This window comes from Actinocrispum wychmicini, from assembly GCF_004345645.1.
GTDB classification, from domain to species: Bacteria; Actinomycetota; Actinomycetes; order Mycobacteriales; family Pseudonocardiaceae; genus Kibdelosporangium; species Kibdelosporangium wychmicini.
Genome location: NZ_SLWS01000001.1, coordinates 871,546 through 889,792 on the forward strand (window position 1 = coordinate 871,546; position 18,247 = coordinate 889,792).

Annotated in this window: 15 protein-coding genes; 10 read left to right on the plus strand and 5 right to left on the minus strand. The window is 69.4% G+C overall.

Going from position 1 to position 18,247, the window contains the following annotated elements:
- The first annotated feature begins 648 nt into the window (after nt 1-648).
- From EV192_RS04450 to EV192_RS04470, 5 genes are read left to right on the plus strand one after another with little or no spacing between them, the layout of a single operon-like run.
- Nucleotides 649-2,085 (plus strand): sugar transferase, encoded by a 1,437-nt coding sequence (locus tag EV192_RS04450; protein ID WP_243726621.1) that lies wholly within the window; start codon nt 649-651, stop codon nt 2,083-2,085.
- Nucleotides 2,085-3,287, plus strand: coding sequence for a class I SAM-dependent methyltransferase (locus tag EV192_RS04455; RefSeq protein WP_424923336.1), 1,203 nt, complete (start codon nt 2,085-2,087; stop codon nt 3,285-3,287). The genes EV192_RS04450 and EV192_RS04455 overlap by 1 nt, the downstream gene beginning before the upstream one ends.
- The gene (locus tag EV192_RS04460; protein ID WP_132111334.1) at nt 3,284-4,075 is read left to right on the plus strand and encodes a glycosyltransferase family protein; all 792 of its coding nucleotides are present in this window, start codon (nt 3,284-3,286) and stop codon (nt 4,073-4,075) included. Before EV192_RS04455 ends, EV192_RS04460 begins: the two co-directional genes overlap by 4 nt.
- Nucleotides 4,056-4,718 (plus strand): PIG-L deacetylase family protein, encoded by a 663-nt coding sequence (locus tag EV192_RS04465; protein ID WP_132111336.1) that lies wholly within the window; start codon nt 4,056-4,058, stop codon nt 4,716-4,718. Before EV192_RS04460 ends, EV192_RS04465 begins: the two co-directional genes overlap by 20 nt.
- A 1-nt stretch (nt 4,719) precedes the next feature.
- The gene (locus EV192_RS04470; protein ID WP_132111338.1) at nt 4,720-5,709 is read left to right on the plus strand and encodes an NAD-dependent epimerase/dehydratase family protein; all 990 of its coding nucleotides are present in this window, start codon (nt 4,720-4,722) and stop codon (nt 5,707-5,709) included.
- On the opposite strand, the gene EV192_RS04475 is transcribed toward EV192_RS04470, so the two are convergent.
- The gene (locus tag EV192_RS04475) at nt 5,691-6,227 is read right to left on the minus strand and encodes a dTDP-4-dehydrorhamnose 3,5-epimerase family protein (RefSeq protein WP_132111340.1); all 537 of its coding nucleotides are present in this window, start codon (nt 6,225-6,227) and stop codon (nt 5,691-5,693) included. The two genes, EV192_RS04470 and EV192_RS04475, sit on opposite strands and share 19 nt — an antisense overlap.
- 17 nt (nt 6,228-6,244) lie before the next feature.
- Between EV192_RS04475 and EV192_RS04480 the strand changes: the two genes are divergently transcribed.
- The 4 genes from EV192_RS04480 to EV192_RS04495 are packed head-to-tail and all read left to right on the plus strand — an operon-like array spanning nt 6,245 to nt 11,293.
- Nucleotides 6,245-7,387, plus strand: coding sequence for a class I SAM-dependent methyltransferase (locus EV192_RS04480; protein WP_132111342.1), 1,143 nt, complete (start codon nt 6,245-6,247; stop codon nt 7,385-7,387).
- Complete coding sequence (locus EV192_RS04485) at nt 7,384-9,582, plus strand: O-antigen ligase family protein (RefSeq protein ID WP_132111344.1); 2,199 nt, start codon at nt 7,384-7,386, stop codon at nt 9,580-9,582. Before EV192_RS04480 ends, EV192_RS04485 begins: the two co-directional genes overlap by 4 nt.
- Nucleotides 9,579-10,265 carry a YveK family protein gene (locus EV192_RS04490; protein WP_165960203.1) on the plus strand — a complete coding sequence of 229 codons (687 nt, stop codon included), beginning with the start codon at nt 9,579-9,581 and terminating at the stop codon, nt 10,263-10,265. Before EV192_RS04485 ends, EV192_RS04490 begins: the two co-directional genes overlap by 4 nt.
- The gene (locus EV192_RS04495) at nt 10,262-11,293 is read left to right on the plus strand and encodes a glycosyltransferase family 4 protein (protein WP_132111348.1); all 1,032 of its coding nucleotides are present in this window, start codon (nt 10,262-10,264) and stop codon (nt 11,291-11,293) included. The genes EV192_RS04490 and EV192_RS04495 overlap by 4 nt, the downstream gene beginning before the upstream one ends.
- Here the strand turns inward: EV192_RS04495 and EV192_RS04500 are convergent.
- The 4 genes from EV192_RS04500 to EV192_RS04515 form a co-directional block, all read right to left on the minus strand.
- Nucleotides 11,283-12,521 (minus strand): glycosyl hydrolase, encoded by a 1,239-nt coding sequence (locus EV192_RS04500; RefSeq protein ID WP_165960204.1) that lies wholly within the window; start codon nt 12,519-12,521, stop codon nt 11,283-11,285. The two genes, EV192_RS04495 and EV192_RS04500, sit on opposite strands and share 11 nt — an antisense overlap.
- 69 nt (nt 12,522-12,590) lie before the next feature.
- Complete coding sequence (locus EV192_RS04505) at nt 12,591-13,589, minus strand: glycosyltransferase family 4 protein (protein ID WP_207925879.1); 999 nt, start codon at nt 13,587-13,589, stop codon at nt 12,591-12,593.
- 23 nt (nt 13,590-13,612) lie between these two features.
- Nucleotides 13,613-15,541, minus strand: coding sequence for a glycosyltransferase (locus EV192_RS04510; RefSeq protein WP_243726622.1), 1,929 nt, complete (start codon nt 15,539-15,541; stop codon nt 13,613-13,615).
- Nucleotides 15,542-15,648: 107 nt separating this feature from the next.
- The gene (locus EV192_RS04515; RefSeq protein ID WP_165960205.1) at nt 15,649-17,169 is read right to left on the minus strand and encodes a flippase; all 1,521 of its coding nucleotides are present in this window, start codon (nt 17,167-17,169) and stop codon (nt 15,649-15,651) included.
- A gap of 76 nt (nt 17,170-17,245) precedes the next feature.
- Between EV192_RS04515 and EV192_RS04520 the strand changes: the two genes are divergently transcribed.
- A complete protein-coding gene (locus EV192_RS04520; RefSeq protein ID WP_132111356.1) occupies nt 17,246-18,238 on the plus strand; it encodes a glycosyltransferase family 4 protein in 993 nt (330 codons plus the stop codon).
- Nucleotides 18,239-18,247 lie beyond the last annotated feature (9 nt).

The window sequence follows — 18,247 nt, forward strand, 5'->3', positions numbered from 1 at the left end:
CGGGGCTGTGGGCCTGTTGGCCTTCGCCGGTCGCCTTCGCGCGTAGGCCTTTGTCTCGGGGCTCTGGGCGTGTGCTTGTGCACATATTTGGGGGGTTTCCAGGTTGGGGTGGGGGCGATTGGGTGTCGCTTTGGGGTTGTTATCATGGGTTGGGGTGTGTGGTCGGTGTGAGGATTTGCTGCTGGCTTTTTTGGGGACTTTGGGTATTCGTTCTGCGCATTTTGGGTTGGTTCATTCGGTGGGGTTTTTGGTGGTGGGTGTTTGTGGGTCACTCTTGTGGGTGGTTTTTCGGCTAGTACCTCGTGTGGGTGTTGTTCGTGGTGGGGGCGTGTCGGGACAGTGGGTGACGTCGTTCACCTCGATGTACCAGGGTCGGTGTGTTCCGTGACGACGTAGGGTGGCGTCGTTGGTCCGACCGGGTGAGGTTGCTCGGTGGTGGTCACTGTCCGTCGTTTTTGGGTGGTGACCCCGAATTTCGGCCGCGAGGCCGGGATTCATAATGTTCTTCTCGCGGTAACGGCGTTCAGAGATGGAACGACTCCCGTGGTGAGCCGGGCGATCATCTTTTTACGCCTGTTTGGCCTTCACAACAGGAGAGACTGCATGAGAGAACGGACCGGGTCTGTCCGCCGGCGTGGTCGTTTTCAGATGGTCTCCCCGCGAAGCGCGCCCGAATCCGTTCGGCCAATGCTCGCCGGGTGGCAGAGGAAGTACCAGCTCGCCGTCGTGGCCTGCGACGTCGTCGTGGTGCTCGCCGTCACAGCCGTCCTCGCCGTGGTCACGGGCGCGTCGGCGCCTTGGCGCACGATCATGTCCGCCGTGCTCACGCAGGTCGCGATCCTGGCCGGGCTCGGTGGGGCCAGGGCGTGGAGCCCGTCGATCCTCGGCGACGGCGAGGAGGAGTTCCGCAGGCTGTACCGCGGCATGTTCACCGCGCTGGTCACCCTGGCCGTCAGCGGGTTCGCGTTCGACTTCGGCCAGCTGCGGCCATGGGTGTTCGTGGCGCTGCCGGCGATCGCGCTGATCGACTTCCCGGTCCGCTACATCCTGCGCCGGGTCCTGCACAAACGCCGCCAAGCCGGTCGTTGCCTCCTACCTGTGCTCGCCGCCGGCGGAGTTGGCACGATCAGTGACCTCATCGGCCGCACGCGTGGCGCGCCGCATCAGGGGTGGCGCGTGGAGGCGGTGTGCACGGCGGACGGGCTGGGCATAGGGCCGGACGGGAAGGTCGACGGCGTGCCTGTGGTCGGGCGGATCGACGAGCTCACCGAGCACGTGAAACGCGGCGGCTACCGGATCGTCGCGGTCACCGCGGACAGTTACTGGACACCGCGCCGGCTGCAGCAACTCGCGTGGGAGCTGGAGGACACGAACGCCGAGCTCGTCGTCGCCCCCGTGCTCATGGAGGTTGCCGGGCCGCGCCTGCACGTCACCGGCGTACTGGGGATGCCGTTGCTCCGGCTGTCCGCGCCGGTGTTCACAGGCGCACGCCGCGTGGTCAAGGAGATTGTCGACCGCGTCGGCGCGACGTTCCTCATCGCCGTCATGTCGCCGTTCCTGTTGTTCGCCGCGTTGTGCGTGAAGCTGAGCGACGGCGGTCCGGTGTTCTACACGCAACGCCGGATCGGCAAGGACGGCCGGGCGTTCACCATGGTCAAGTTCCGGACCATGGTCACCGACGCCGACCGGGTCCGGGCCGAACTGCTCGCCGAGAACGAGGGCCACGGCCCGCTGTTCAAGATGCGCAACGACCCGCGGGTGACCAGGGTCGGCGCCATCCTGCGCCGGTACTCCATGGACGAGCTGCCGCAGCTGCTCAACGTGGTCGCCGGGTCCATGTCGCTGGTGGGGCCGCGGCCGCCGCTGCCGGAGGAGACCGAGCAGTACGGGCCGGACGCGCGCCGAAGACTGCTGGTCAAACCGGGACTCACGGGGTTGTGGCAGGTCAGCGGACGCAGTGACCTACCGTGGGAGGAGTCCGTCCGGCTGGACCTGCGGTACGTGGAGGACTGGTCGCTGGCGCTGGACGCGCTGATCCTGTGGAAGACGGTTCGCGCCGTGTTGAAAGGCCAAGGAGCGTATTGATGATCTGCCGACTCTGCGGTCGCGCGGAGCTGGAGAGCGTGGTCGACCTGGGCGCGACACCCCCGTGCGAACGTTTCCTCACCGCTGGGCAGCTCGACGACCCGGAGCCGACGTACCCGCTGCACCTGCGGGTCTGCCGGCACTGTCTGTTGGCGCAGCTCCCGCCGCTGATCACCCCCGAGGACACGTTCACCGAGTACGCGTACTTCTCGTCGTTCTCCTCTTCGTGGGTGGAGCACGCCCGGCGGTTCGTCGCCGACGCCACGGCCAGGATCCGGCCGAAGTTCGTGGTCGAGGTCGCCAGCAACGACGGATACCTGCTGCAGCATGTGGACGCCCGGTGCCTCGGCATCGAGCCGAGCGTCAACGTCGGCGCCGCCGCGCGGGAGAAGGGCGTGCCGACGCTGACGGCGTTCCTCGACAAGGAGACCGGCGCCAAGGTCCGCGACGAGCACGGCCCGGCGGACCTCGTCGTCGCCAACAACGTCTACGCGCACATCCCGGACATCCACGGCTTCACCACCGGCCTGCGCGAGCTGGTCGCGGACGACGGATGGGTGTCCATCGAGGTGCAGCACCTGCTCAGCCTGGTCGGCCAGAACCAGTACGACACCATCTACCACGAGCATTTCCAGTACTACACGGTCGAGTCGGCCCGTCGCGCGCTCGCCGCCGGGGGCCTGTACCTCGTGGACGTCGAACGGCTGCCGACGCACGGCGGCTCGGTCCGGCTGTGGGCGCGGCCGTTCGAGGCCGAACCGACCGCGGCGGTCGCCCAGGTGCTGGCCGAGGAACAGTCGGCTGGGCTGCATGACATGTCCGGCTACCAGGGGTTCGCTCGCCGGGTCGAGCAGGTCCGGCTGGATCTGCTCAGGTTCCTGCTCGACGCCAAGGCGGCCGGCAGGACGGTGGTCGGGTACGGCGCCCCCGGCAAAGGCAACACCCTGCTGAACCACTGCGGCATCCGGCCCGATATCTTGCCGTACACAGTGGACAGGAACCCGTACAAGCACGGCCGGTTCACGCCCGGCACGCGCATCCCGGTGCTCGCGCCCGAACGGATCGCCGAAGACCGGCCGGACTATGTCCTGGTGCTGCCCTGGAACCTGCGGGCCGAGCTGGTCCGTCAACTGTCCTATGTGGGCGAGTGGGGTGGCCGGCTGGTGTTCCCGATCCCGACTCTGGAGGAGGTCCGGCCGTGAAGGTCGTGCTGTTCTGCGGCGGCTACGGGATGCGCATGCGCAACGGCATGGCCGACGACGTGCCCAAACCCATGCAGATGGTCGGGCCGCGGCCGCTGCTGTGGCACGTGATGCGTTACTACGCGCACTTCGGGCACACCGAGTTCATCCTGTGCCTCGGTTATGGCGCGCACTACATCAAGGACTTCTTCCTGCACTACCAGGAGACCGCGTCCAACGACTTCGTGCTGCGCGACGGCCAGGTCCAACTGCTGTCCACGGACATCAGCGACTGGACCGTGTCGTTCGTGCACACGGGCCAGGACTCGCCGATCGGCGAACGGCTGCGGCGGGTGCGGCACCTGCTCGACGGCGAGGAGATGTTCCTCGCCAACTACGCGGACGTGCTCACCGACGCGCCGATGGACGAGATCGTCGCGCGGTTCACCACGAGTGACGCGGGTGCGTCCATGATGGTCGTGCCGCCGCAGTCGTCGTTCCACTGTGTGGAAATGGGCGCGGACGGCATGGTCAGCGGCATCACGCCGGTCAGCAACCTGCCGCTGTGGGAGAACGGCGGGTACTTCGTGCTGCGCCAGGACGTGTTCGAGCACCTGCCGCCCGGTGGTGACCTGGTGCAGGACGCGTGCGGTGAACTGGCCAAGGACGGGCGCCTGCTCGCGTACCCGTACCGTGGCTTCTGGCAGCCCGCCGACACTGTCAAGGAGCGGGCCGCCCTGGAGGCCGGATACGCACAGGGCGAGCGGCCGTGGATGTTGTGGGAGAACGATGCGGGCGCTCCGGCCTGACGAGCTGTCGCGGGTCGCGCTGCTCGGTGCGCACTGCGACGACGTCGCCATCGGCGTTGGCGGAACGTTGTTGGCGCTGTGCCGATCCCGGCCCGGCCTGCGGGTCGACGCGCTGGTGTTGAGCGGCGGCGGCACCCTGCGGGAAGCCGAGGAACATGCCGCGTTGCAGGCGTTCTGCCCAGGCGCTTCACTGAAGGTGACTGTGCTGGACCTGCCGGACGGGCGGTTCCCGGCGCACTGGGAACGGGCCAAGCAGGCCGTCGAGTCGTTCCGGACAGAGTTGTGCCATCCCGCGGTGGAGCCCGACATCGTGTTCGCGCCGCACGTCCGGGACGCCCACCAGGACCACCGGATGCTGGCCGAACTCGTCCCCACCGCGTTCCGGGACCATCTGGTGCTGCGGTACGAGATCGTCAAATGGGACGGTGACCTGGGTGCCCCGACCGTGTACCAGCCCTTGCCGGACCGGGTGGCCGAGGCCAAGGTGGATGCGTTGCTCCGGCACTATCCGTCGCAGCGGGACCGGGACTGGTTCGACGCCGAGACCTTCCTGGGCCTGGCCAGGGTCCGCGGGGTGGAATGCCGGGCGCGCTACGCCGAGGCGTTCCACGTGGACAAGATGACCATCGGCTTGGAGGCCTGACGTGCGTGTACTGCTGACCGGACACCAGGGCTACCTGGGCACCGTGATGGCGCCCCGGCTGGCCGCGGCTGGGCACACCGTCGTCGGCCTGGACACCGGCTGGTTCGCGCCGTGCGTGCTCGGTCCGGAGCCGGCCGACCCGGACGGCCACCGGGTGGACCTGCGCGAGGTCACTTCGGCGCATCTGTCCGATGTGGACGCCGTGGTGCACATGGCGGCCCTGTCCAACGACCCGCTGGGCTCGCTGGAGCCGTCGCTGACGTACGACATCAACCACCACGCGTCGGTCCGGCTGGCGAGGCTCGCGGCCGACGCCGGAGTTTCGCGCTTCCTCTACGCGTCAACGTGTTCGGTGTACGGCGCGGCGGGTGACGGTCTGGTGAACGAGGACGCGCCGCTGCGGCCGGTGACCCCGTACGCGGAGAGCAAGGTCCGGGTCGAGGACGACCTGGTGGCCATGGCCACCGACTCGTTCACCCCGGTCTTCCTGCGCAACGCCACGGCGTTCGGGTTCTCGCCGCGACTGCGGGCCGACATCGTGCTGAACAACCTCGTCGGGCACGCGGTGCTGAGCGGCGAGGTCCGCGTGCTGTCGGACGGCACGCCGTGGCGGCCGTTGGTGCACGCTCAGGACATCGCGGACGCGTTCATCGCGGCCCTCGCGGCGCCAAGGGATGTCGTGCACTGCAAGGCGTACAACGTGGGTATCGAGGACAACAACCTCACCGTGGCACAGATCGCCGGGCACGTGGTGGAAGCCGTCAACGGTTCCCAGCTGGTGATCACGGGCGAGGCCGGCGCGGACCCCCGGTCGTACCGGGTGGACTTCTCGCGGATCCGGGCCGACCTCGGCTACACGGCACAGTGGTCGGTCAAGGCAGGCGCGGTCGAGCTGCGGGACGCGTACACCCGGTACGGCCTGACCCGGGCGGACTTCGAACAGCGGTTCACCCGGCTCGCCTGGCTCGCCGGTCAGGGTGGGCTGAGATGAAACAGGCCGGCCGTGCGGTCTCTCGCGCTGATCTGGGTGACCGGGAGCGGCCAGGGAATGCCGAGATCGGGGTCGTTGTAGCGGACCGCGACGTCCTCGGCCGGGTCGTGCGGCCGGTCGATCCGGTAGCAGACGTCCGCGATCGGGGTCAGCGCCTGGAACCCGTGCAGCATGCCCGGCGGGATGTACAGGTGGACGAATCGTTCGTCGTCCAGCTGGAACATCTCGTGCCGGCCGTACGTGGGCGAACTCCTGCGCGCGTCGACGACCACATCGGACACCGCGCCATGTGCGCACCGCACGAACTTCGCCTCGCCCCGTCCGGAACGCCCGTGCAGGCCGCGCAGCACACCCCTGTGGCTGCGGGACTGCGAGTCCTGCATGAACGCGGCTGGGTCGATCCCTTGTGCCGCCACGATTTCAGTGTCGAAGGTGCGCGTGAACAGGCCGCGGTCGTCATGGTGCGGCGTGGGGACGAACAGCAGCACGCCGTCGATCGAGGTCGTCCGTACTTCCATGGCGCCATGGTGCCACCATGCTGACGCCGATCTGCCGGTCCTGCCGGGCGCGTCGCGGTGACGTGGTCCTCGACCTGGGCACGCAGCCGGCGAGCGACTTCTTCCCGCCGGCCACCGATCCCGGCCCGGACCCCGTGTATCCACTCCGGATGTGGCTGTGCGCGGAATGCGGCCTGGCCCAACTCGCCGAAGACCCGACCGTGCCGGAGGAGCCGCGCGGGGTCGAGCCGGCCGCGCTGGTCGCGCAGGCCAAGGACGCCATCGGCCGGGTCATGGCGTCCGGTCTGGTGGCGCCCGGCGCCGGGGTGCTGGAGTACGGCAGCCCGCACGGCGGTTCGTGGCTGCCTTCGCTGACCGAGCAGGGGCTGCGTCCAGTGGAGCAGCAGGCCGACGTGATCGTCGACTGCTTCGGCATGATGCACGCCCCCGACCAGCACGCGGCGGTCGCCGAACGCGCCGGTCGACTGGCCGAACGCGGCGTCCTGCTGTTGCAGTACCACTCGCTGGTCACAATCATCCGAAGTGGACAGTGGAACGCGTTGCGGCACGGGCATTTCGCGTACTACTCGACGACCGCGGTGACCCGCATGCTGGCCGCGGCCGGGCTGACACCGTGGACCGCGTGGCGTTTCGACCTGTACGGCGGAACTGTGCTGCTGGCCGCCGGCCGCGGCGGCGAGGTGGACTCCGAGGTGCGGGCCCTGCTCGCCGAGGAGAACGGCAGCGGGGTGAGCGACCCCCGGATCGTCCGTTCGTTGCAGGAGACGGCCGAGAGCAGCATCAACGCGTTGCGCGGATGGCTGCAGCGGCAACGCGGCACCGGGCGCCGCGTCTTCGGATACGGCGCCGCGTCCCGCGCGGTGGCCCTGTTGGCGGCCGCCGGCATCGACAACACCATGCTGCTCGGCGTGGCGGACGCCGCACAGACCAAATGGGGCCGGCGGATGCCGGGTACCGTCATCCCGGTGATCAGCCCGGCCGAGCTGGTCCGCGCTCAACCGGACGCGGTCCTGCTGTTCGTTCCAGACCTGCTCGAAGAGGTCCGGAACGCGTTGCCGGCGTTGGCCGGGCGATGGGTGGTGGCCGAGCCGACCCCGACCGAGGAACAGGTCACGCGGCGGATCGTGCCTCCCGCCCGCCTGTCCGGTGACAAACCATGAGGTGGAAAACCCAGCCGCACGGATCGAAGGCGGCAGCGCTGGTGGTGCTGGCGGCCGCCGTCTTGGGGATTGTGATCGGGTTCGCCGCGCCGATGCTCGGCGGCACGCTGTACCGCAGCAGCGCGACCGTCACGTTCACGGCGGTCCAGCTCGACGACCGGCCGCCGACGGTGTCCGAGGCGCGGCACATCCTGGTGCGGATGCCGAGCTGGGTGAAGATCGTCGGCAGCGGCGAGGTGGCCGGCGAGTTCCCACTCCGGGCCGGCGAATCCCTGTCCGCGGTCGAGATCTCCGGTGTCAACTCGTTCGTCCTGTCGTTGACCAGTCCGACCGCGCAGGACCTGCCGGCCCGCACGACAGCGGCGGCGAACGCGGTGATCACCGTGATCACGCGCGGCGAGACACCGGCCGGGACGAAGACCAGCCGGGTCCGCGGCACGGTCACCGATCCAGGCGACAGCACCGTCAGCTTGACGTTGGATTGGGCGATGTGGGGCGCGGTCCTCGGCGCCGTGATCGGGGCGTTGCTCGGCTGGCTGGTGTGTGCATTGCGGGCACCGGGCCGGTGGGTGGAACAACTCGCCGGTGGTGGGAGCCGGGAGGTGGCGGCCGGGCGGCCCGCTGACAGCGAGGACCGGGAGGTGGGATCCGCGCAGCTCACCGGTGGCGACGACCGGGGGGTGGGGGCTGCGTCGCTCACTGGCGGCGAGAACCGGGAGGTGGGAGCCGCGTCGTTCGCCGAGTCTGTGGATGTGGAACTTCGTCGCCTCGCCAGTGCGGTCCGGACCAGACGCGGGTTCGCGGTCCTGGCGTTGTTGGCTGTCGCGGTTGGCGGGTACGTCGTCACTGGTTCGGCGTGGCCGGTGTTCCTCGCCACCCTGGTTGCCGGTGTCGTTTCGCGGAAGGATCCGCGGTGGATCGCGGTCGCCGTCGTCGTCCTGGGCGCGACGGTCCTGCCGGAGAAGCTCGACCTGGTCAAGATCGGGCCGGTGACGCCAACCGTCCTCGAGGTCGCCCTGCTCATCGGGATCGTCGTGGTGTGGCGGCGACCCCAGTCGTCCGTGTTCACCTGGCCGCTTGTGGGGGTCACCGCAGCGGTCCTGGTCGGGTGCCTGTGGGGGTTCGCGCACGGCGGCGACTTCTCCGTGATCGCGGACACCGCACGCGCCCTGCTGATCGTGCCGCTGGGGTTTTTCGTCGTCCACCGCGCGTTCGCCGGACGGCTTCCGCAGCTGGTCGCGATCGTCTCGGTCGGGGCCGCGGTGGCCAGCGTGGTCGAGTTGGCCGCGTCGGCCCTGCACATCCAGCGGCTGCTGGTGGACGAACGGACATCGGTGATCACCGGCACGGACACCAGCGAGGTGTCCCGGCTGTCCGCGCCGATCCTGCCGCTCTGGGGTCCGTTGCTGATCCTGCTGGTCTCCGGCGCGTTCCCGACCAAGCCGCGATGGCGGTACGCGCTGCTGGTGCTGCCCGGCGTCCTGCACGAGGCGTTGAGTTTCAACCGGTCCACCTGGGCGCCGCTGCTCGCCTGCGTGGTGCTGGTCGCCGTCGCGCGATTCGGTGCGCGTGGCGTGGTGAAGCGGCTGATCGTGGCCGCGGCGGCGGGTGGGTTGGCGCTCGGACTGGCCGGCGCGGGCGCGTTCGGGTCGACCGGCGAAGCCCTCGCCAACCGCGTGACCAGCGTGTTCTCCGGGAAGGCGCTGGCCGAGGACAGCCTCGCCGACCGTGAACGGGAGAACAACGCCGCGATGGCGACCCTGCGCCAACACCCCCTGACGGGCACAGGTGTGGGCGTTCCGTACGGCGGTGAGATCGTCTCGTACGACGACCTGCATGACCGGACGGTCGTCGAGGCACGGCCGTGGATCCACAACCAGTACCTGCGGATGTGGCTGTGGTTCGGCGGATTCGGGCTGCTGATGATCGGGCTGCTGATGGTGCGGGTGGCGTCGGTGGTCGTGCATTCCTGGCGGGAACGCGCCCCGGCCACCGTTCCGGTGGTCGCTTTCGGGCTCGGGCTGGCCTGCCTGGCGTTCCAGTCCGTCCTGCAGACCACCCTGATCGACCGGCCGACCCTGACCGCGGTGGCGCTCACGCTCGCCATGCTGGGCAACGCGGTGAGCTGGCGATCTGTGCCGTTCGCGCAGGTCGCCAGAACTTCGTTGCCGAAGGACAGGATAATGACCAGGTGAAGTTGCTTCGGAACGTTTCGTGGTGGCAGTGGCTGCTCGCGGCGGGTGTCGTGGTCGGCCTCCTCGGCGGCGCCTACCTGAGCAACAAACTGACCAACGCGGTGTACACGTCGTCGTCGCAGGTCCTGATGACCGGCCAGGGCGACCCGACCCAGCCGGACACCGCGTACACCAGCAACCAGTACGTGAACCAGCGGATGAGCACGTACGCCCAGATCGCGTCGAGCGCCCAGGTCGCCGCTCCGGCCGCGCAGTCCCTCGGCGTGGACGCCGGAGCGCTGACGAACCAGATCACCGCGACCGTCGAAGGCGACACCACGGTCATCACGCTCGCGGTCACCGGCCCGACCCCGGACTCGGCCAGGCGCAACGCGGTCGCGGTCACCCAGTCGTTCATCAACGCCGTCACCAGGCTGGAGACCAACCCCGGCGGGTCGATGCGGGTCGTGGTGAACGTGATCACCGACCCGACCATGCCGCCGACCCATTCCGTGCCCCCGATGTGGCTGTTGCTGATTGTTGGCGTCGTGGGCGGCTTCGTGGTGGGCGCGTTGGCCGCACTCGTCCTGCGCTGGCTGTACCCGCAGCGGTTCGTGTTCAAGCGACGGCCCACCAACAGCGTGCTGGAGACCAGCCGGATGAAGCCCGTCGCGCCGCCGACGCAGGACTCCCAGGCGTCATGAGACCTCGGGTTCTCATGGTCGGTTCCGCGCCCGAGGAGCGCGGCGGCATCGGCACAGTCACCACTTTGCTGCTCCGGCACGGTTCGCGGCACGCGGACATCCGGATGGTCGTGACCCATCGCGAAGGCCCGGCTGCCATGCGTCTGCGACTGTGGCTCTCCGGTACCGCGCGAGTCGCGGCGGCGCTGGTACGCGGGCAGGTGGATGTGGTGCACGCGCACGTCTCCGAGCGGGGAAGCGTGGTGCGCAAGGGTTTGCTCGTGCTGCTCGCGAAAGCGTTCCGGGTGCCGGTGGTGCTGCATTGTCACGGCGCCGAGTTCGCCGACTGGTATCGCGGGCTGCCCGGGGCTGTCCGGCGGGGGATCGCGTGGACCTTCAGGCGCGCCGATCTGCTGGTGGTGCTGGGGTCTTCGTGGCGTAACCGGTATGTCGAACTGCTCGGGGTGCTGGGCGATCGCGTGGTCGCGTTCGGCAATCCGATCGAGCTGCCCGCGTCCGTGGCCAAGCCGGCCGGGCTGAAAGTGGTGTTCCTCGGGCGGTTCGGCGACCGGAAGGGCTCCGCGGCCGTGCTCAGGGCAGTAGCCGGGTTGCCGGTAGAGCTCGTGATGGCCGGGGACGGCGAGGTCGCGGCGACCCGTGCGCTCGCGCGTGAACTCGGCGTGCCGGCCGAGATCCGGGACTGGCTGTCGTTCGAGGAACGGGACGAACTGCTGGCCTCGGCGCACGTGTTCGTGCTGCCGAGCCGGGACGAAGGCCTGCCGATGGCGTTGCTGGAGGCCATGGGCCACGGTCTGGTGCCGGTGGTCAGCCCGGTCGGGTCGATCGGTGACGTCGTGCAGGACGGCGAGAACGGCCTGCTGGTGCCGCCCGCGGACGCCGCCGCGATCCGTCAGGCCCTGGCGTCGCTGCTGGCCGACGACGGGATGCGGGCCCGGCTCGCCAAGGCCGCCCGGTCCACTGTGGAACCATTCGCCATCGAGTCCTATTTGGACGAACTGGCCGCGCGGTGGCGGTCGCTCACCGGGTGACGTGCGGCTGGACCGCCGAGTGCCCGGTCGACGGCCGGGGTGGGACGGTCGGCGGCGGCGTGGTGCCCGTGGTCGGCGGGACCTTCGGCCGCCAGTCCACCGTCTCCCGGGTGATCACCCACGGGTCGTTCATGAGCTCCTCGGTGTGCCGCAGCCGGGCCAGCTCCATGATGTGGTCCTGCCAGCCGTGCCACACGTTGAAGTACGTCATCTGCGGGTACGTCGACCGGATCCGGTCGATGATCGTGCGGGCGTCCCAGCTGCCGTCCAGCTTGCTCGACGGGCCGCACTCGCCGAACGCGACCGGCTTGCCCGCGGTCAGGATGTCCTTGTAGTCGTCGTTGGCCGACTCGCCGCCGCGTTCGCCGAGCATCAGCATGTCGTCGTCGTACCGGCTCGGACACACCATGTCCACGAAGTCGCTGCCCGGGTAGTACTCCATCGCCGGCCCGTCCCACGACGCGCCCGGCGAGTACACGAACAGCACGTTGTGCAGCCGCCGCGTCTCAGTGACGTAGTAGAAGATGTCGCGGTAGAGGTCTCGCGCGCTGGTCTTCCTCGACGCCATGTCCTGGCCCCACCAGAACCACGACCCGTTGCTCTCGTGCAACGGCCGCAGCAGCACCACGGCCCCGGCCGAGCCCAGGTCCTCGACCAGGTCCCCGAGCCGTTCCAGCTGCCCGCGCCACGTCGTGCGCTGGGTGCTCGGGTCCGAAGTGGCCAGCAACGCGCGCAGGTCCGGCTTGGCGGACTTGGCGTTCTGCACCCATGCGGAGTTCGCGCCGCCGGCCGGGTTCCACGGGTTGGTCGGGTGGATGTCGATGCTGATCAGGCCGCCGCGTTTCCAGTGGTCCACCAGGAACCGGGTGTCCGACCTGGTCCACGCGTCCTGCACGGTCACCCCGACCATGGCCGGGTACTTCCTGGTGCGCGCGGCGAGCTTCTCGACGAACTCGTCGAAGCTGGCCGCGCTGATGTCGTCGAGCTGTTGCCCCGACACCACCCGGCGGGACTTCCGGTTCGGCAGCTGTCTGAACCACTTCAGCACCGCCTGGGCGTCGGCGGACGCGCGCTGGTCCGCCGTGACCGGCTTGGCCACCTGGTCGGCTCGGTCGTCCGGGTCGGCGAACCAGCGCTGTTGCCCCAGCGCGATCCCGCCTGCGGTCCCGAGAGCGATCGCGCCGGCCGCCGCGCCGATGAACCGGCGCCGTCCGAGCTTGTCCGACATGGCGACCATGGAATCATGTCAATAGGCCGAACGCAGTAATATTGATCGAGAAACGCCGTATTTATTCGCTTAGTCGTTCCTGGCGGCCTGGGCGAGGATGTCGGCCAGCCGGTCCGCCGACTGCTCCGCGGCGAACATCCGGTCGAAGTGCTTCCGGCTCGCGTCGCCCCGGCGCTGCGCCACGTCCGGGTCGGACAGCTCGGCGAACGCCGCCGCGAGGCCCTCGACGTCGTCCACGCCGATGCCCGGCTCGCCCGGCGGCTGGAACTCCACCAGCCCGCCGGAGTCGGACACGATCGGGGTCACGCCGAGCTGCATCGACAGCAGTTGGACGCCGCTCTGGGTGGCGTGCCGGTAGTGCACCACGGACGCCTTGGCCCGGCCGAGCACCGGCAGAACGTCCGAATAGGAGTAACGCTCCCTGCGCCACTCGCAGCGCGGCGGCAGGTCCTGTTCGGACACATCCAGCGGCCCGTCGCCGAGCAGCAGCAGGCGGTCGCCCTTGTGCTGCCCGGACAGCAGGTGCCGCTCCCACGCTCGCAGCGCGATCGGCACGTTCTTGTACGGCGACATCCGGCCGTACAGCACGAAGTCGTGCCGCTCCAGCGGCGGCTCCGGCAGGTCACGGTCGGCCACGTCACTGGTGAGCGGCACCACACTCGCCGGGTACGGCAACCGCTTGGCCACGTGTTCGCTGAACGCGACCACACGGGTGGCGCGCTGGCTGAAGCGGTTGAACAGCCTGCGCTGCCAGGCGGGCCGTGTCTCGGTGTCGTCGTGCGGCTGGTCGTCGTGGATCAGGTGCACGACCGGGGCCAGCCGGGCGAACATCGTCCAGCGCGGATCCCAGACCAGTTCGACCACGACCACGTTCGGCCGCCACTGCCGGGCCTCGCGGACCGTGCGCATCAGCGGCCCGAGCGTCCGCAGGTCCTTCGGCCGTGGGTCGAGCACGCGCTCGTACGGCCGTGGCTCGGTCTTCTCGTAGTGCTGGTCCGACGTGATCAGCAGGCACTCGTGGCCCGCGTCCGCCAACGCCTCCACATACACCCGGGACAGGGTGCGCATCCAGGGAGAGAGCCACAGAACTCTCATAGCGCCGCCGCGATCGCGGTCTCGTACGCATCCGTCATGGCGTCCACTGTGTACAGTTCGGCGGCCCGTCGGGCACCCGCCGCGGCGAGCCCGGAGAGCCGGTTCGGTTCGTCGATGACGCGTCGCAGTGCCGCGGCCCAGGCGTCCAGGGTGACCGGATCGACGAGTACCCCTGCCCGGCCATTGTCCAACAAATCCGGCACGGAACCCACCGCGGAGGCGATCACCGGCACGCCGCGCGCCATCGCCTCGACGATGACCAACGGGAACGCCTCGGCCCGGCTCGGCACACATAGCACGTCGATCTCGGAAAACGCGTGGTCAGGGCCGGGCGAGGGGCCGCGCCAGCGGACCTGCCCGGTGCGCCGTTCGGGGGTCGCCGCCTGCAGCCGGGCCCGGTCCGGGCCGTCGCCGAACAGGTCCAGTGTCCAACTGTTACCCGCCAGGGTGTCCAACGCGGCGACCAACAGATGCGGGTTCTTGTGCTCGACCATCCGGCACAGCATCCCGAAGCGCAGCACGTCGCCCGGCCGGAAACCACGGTCCCGCTGCGCTGGCACGCCGTTCGGCGCGAGGAAACTCGTTGTGTGCAACGCCTGGTGCCGGGTGACGTCCGCCCAGTGTCTCGGCGAGAGCGCGATCACACCGTCGCTGCGGGCGATGACCTTGGCGAGCTTGCCGCCGTAGGTCGGACCGTCAGCCACCGCGGGTTCATGGGTCGCGGCGAGCCATCGCCTGCGCCCCTGCCCCAGGGTGGCCGCGCGCCAGCCCATGGCGAACCCCGCCTCGGTGTTCGTGATCCCGGTGATCAGCACGGCGTCCCGCGTCGGCAGGTCCACCAACGGCTGCCACCACGGCGTGAGCACCAGCCGAACCGACGGGTCCACCTCCGGGGTCAACGGCCCGAAGTGCTGCAGGCACGCGATGGTGACCGGATATCCGCGCCGGGACAGCTCGTTCGCCAGCAGCACCCGTTGCCGCTCGGCGCCGCCCTGGCACAGTTCGTTGCTGGTCAACAGAATGCTCGGCCGGCCAGGCGCCGCCCGGTCCGCGGCGGCCACGCTCGCCTGCCGCCTTTCCTTGCGGTGCGACCGTTGTACCCGGTCGAGCACCGCGAGCCCGGCGGTGAACACCGCGCCCGGCCCGTAGTTCGACATGCCGAGCATCTCGGCCTGACCGGCCCGCAGCAGATCCCTGGCCCGCCGTTCCGCCAACGGATCGCCCGCCATGGTGCCCGCCGCGCCGTGCGTCACGTCCGCGTCGTCGGCCAGGACAAGCCGCCAGCCGTGCGCCGTCGCCCGGCGCTGCCACTCGGATTCCTCGCCGTACAGGAAGAACTTCTCGTCGAACCCGCCCACGTCCCGCCACGCCTGCCCGGAGACGAGCAGACAGCACCCCGACAGGTAACCGTCGACGACCACCGGTTGCCGGGGGTAGTAGTCGGAGATCCGCCGGCCCCGCAGCCGCCGGCCGTACCCCGAATGGCTGACCAGGCTCCGCAGCACGGTTTGCTTGCGCCGCGCCACATCCCAGTCCGGCCCGCCCTCGGGATCAAGCACCCGCGGGGACACCGCGGCCGTCCCCGGCCGCCTGATCGCGGCCCGGCTGTCGGCGAGCGGCCCGGTCAGCTCGGCGTCCGGGTTCAACAACAACAGGTCGGCGTCGCCGGCCTGCTCGGCAAGCCGGTTGACGGCCCGGGCGTACCCCACGTTCTGGTCGGCGAAGGTCCACTCGACCCGCGGATACTCCGTCGCCAGCGCCCGAACCTCGGCACTGCCACCCGACAGGTTGTCCCACACCAGGACACGGAGGTCACCGAGATGCTTGTGGACGCTGTCCAGACAGCGCCGCAGCAGATCGGCCCGCCGATAGCTGACCACCAACACGACGAGCGGCCGTTCGGTCGCAGGCAGCTCGTCGGTCACATCGTGCCACTTTACTCAGCCTTCGGCGGCCGTTTCACCCGCCGGTTGACATTGCTGACGGATTCGTGCCGCGCCCACTGTCCTTTCACCCACTCGGGTTGCTTCCCTCATGAGGGCGGTGGTTGCGGAAGCTGGGCGCGGGGGATGCGGATTGTCTTGTCGCCGCGGTCGGGTTGGGGTTCCGGCTCGGATTTCGAGCGGCGTTTCAGCGCGCCGGTGAGGGCGTTGCGCATTTCGGCCGGGATGGCGCCGCCGATCAGGGCGCCGAGGACGTAGCCGATCGCGCCGGCGACGATCGGGAACGCCACCGGCAGCGACCAGGTGGCGAGCATGCCGAGCAGGGCCAGGTTGAGGCCGGGGATGAGCCGGACGAGATAGCCGAGCGGGATCGGGCCGACGCCGATCTTGCGCAGCCGGAGCTGGGTGAACACCACCCCGGACAGTTCCGTGACGATCAGCGCTATTCCGCAGCCGACCGCGCCGAAATGCGGGATCAGCACGAGGTTGAGCGCGGTGTTCACGATCAGGTTCACCGCGGACAGCATGGTCAGATAGCGCTGTTGGTGCGCGGCGACCATGGCGTCGCTGATGATCGAGGTCAGGAAGCTGATCGCGCAGGCGATGAAGAACAGGCGCAGGACCGGGGTCGCGGTCTCGGTGAACTCCTCGGTGCTGATCGCGGTGATCAACCGGCCGGACAGCGGGATGCCGAGGACGGCTACGGGTGTCGCGAACAGCATCAGGAAGCGGTAGCCGTTGGCGACCGCGCGGCGGAACCGTTCCGGGTCGGTCGCGTAGCCCTCGTTGATCGTCGACAACGCGGTCCGTGAGAACACCTGGGGCAACATCGCGAGTGTGAACGCGAGTTGGTAGGCCAGGCCGTACGCGGCGACCTGGCGGGTGTCCGACAGCAGCGACAACAGCACCCCGTCGACCCGCCAGTAGACCACCGCGATGAGCATGATCAGGGTGAACGGGATGCTCTCCTTGAACAGGCTCGCGGTCTCGTCCAGCGACGCCACCGGACGCAGTGGGGTCAGCTTGTTGGCCGCGATGCCGCTCACGATCATCTTGATCAACGACGGGATGATCTGCACCGCGCACATGGCCAGCAGGCCCGCGTCGGTGAACGTGACCGTGAACGCGGCGACCAGGGTGACCACGCGCGAGAAGAACTCGGCGGTGGCGACCGGCCCGTACTTCACGTGGACGTCGAACACCGCGTCGAAGCACGACGCCACGGCGCTGCAGATCAACCCCATCGCCAGGACCAGGATGGCCCGCTGGGTCTCGGGCGACTCCTTGTACGTCAGGATGCCGACGCTCGCCGCGGTCAGCGCCAGCGGAACGGCGTAGACCAGGGACAACGTGAGGTCGATGCCGACCAGGCGGGCCAGCGACGACCGGGCCGCGCCGCTCACCCGGCGCACGATCACCGTGCCCATGCCCTGGGACGTGAGGGTCTCGAACAGGCCGACGAACACGATGGCGGTCGTCATCACGCCGTACTGGTGCTCGCCCAGGTATCGGGTGGCGACACCGAGCGTGACGATCGCCAGCGGCAGCGCGGAGACCCGTGCTACCACCTGGAGGGCGACCCCTCGCGCGATCGCCGCCGCCCTGGACACGAACCGTAGTCTAGTAACTTCGCGTTGCCGCAGTTCTCACGCGGTGCCGGCGACATGGAGGACCAAAGCAGTGCGGGTGTCCGTGGAACTTTCACACCAGTTGCATCCGGACGAATGGGCCAGACGGCACACGAACGGCGAAGTCCCTGATCACTGGCCGTACGGCCTGGACAGGTTGGCCCGCCATGGGGTCCAGCCGGTGCTGCGCCCGCCGCGCCGGGGTTTGGTCACTGAGCGTGTCGGCCGCGCGGCCCGGCATCGGCTCGGCGGCTACGAGTGGATGGACGCGCTGCGGTTCAACGACTGCGACGCTGTCCTTTGCTGGGACGAGTACTCGGGTGTGCCCGCGGCGCTGCGGGAACGCCGTAAACCCGTGGTCACGGGCGTGGTGTGGCTCACCGACGAGGTGGCGCCGATGACTGCCCGGTTCGCGCGGTGGGCGCTACCGCGCGCTGAGCTGGTGTGGGCGTCGTCGTCGGCGATGATTCCGCGGCTGCGCTCCGACTGGGGTGTGCGTCGCGCTCATCACATTCCGTTGGGCATCGACACCGACTTCTTCCACGTGCGGCCCGGCTCCGAACCCGGGTTGGTGGTCAGTGCCGGCAACGACCGGCACCGTGACCACGGCATGCTGGTCCGTGCCGTCCGGCGGGTGCCGGGGGCTCGGCTGGAGATCGCCACCCGGCTGCCGGTAGACCCGGCCGTGGCCCGACCCGGCCTGAGCGAGGGTCAGATCAGGGGGCTGTACGCACGGGCGAGCGTGGTCGCCATCGCCACCACGCCGAACGTGCACGCCTCCGGGTTGACCGTGACCCTGGAGGCGATGGCCAGCGGACGGCCAGTGGTCATTCCGGACACACCGGGCCTAATGGACTATGTTGTCGGTGCGGAGACGGGTCTGGTGTACCCGGCCGGCGATGAGGATGAGCTGGCCAAATGCGTCCAGCGGCTGCTGTCCGACTCGGCCATGGCCGCGGAACTGGGTGCGGCCGGACGTCGTAAGGTCGAGAGGGAATTCAGCACCGAGCTCCAGGCCGCCCGGCTTGCCGAGCTGATGCTGCGGATGTGAACGGGGAGT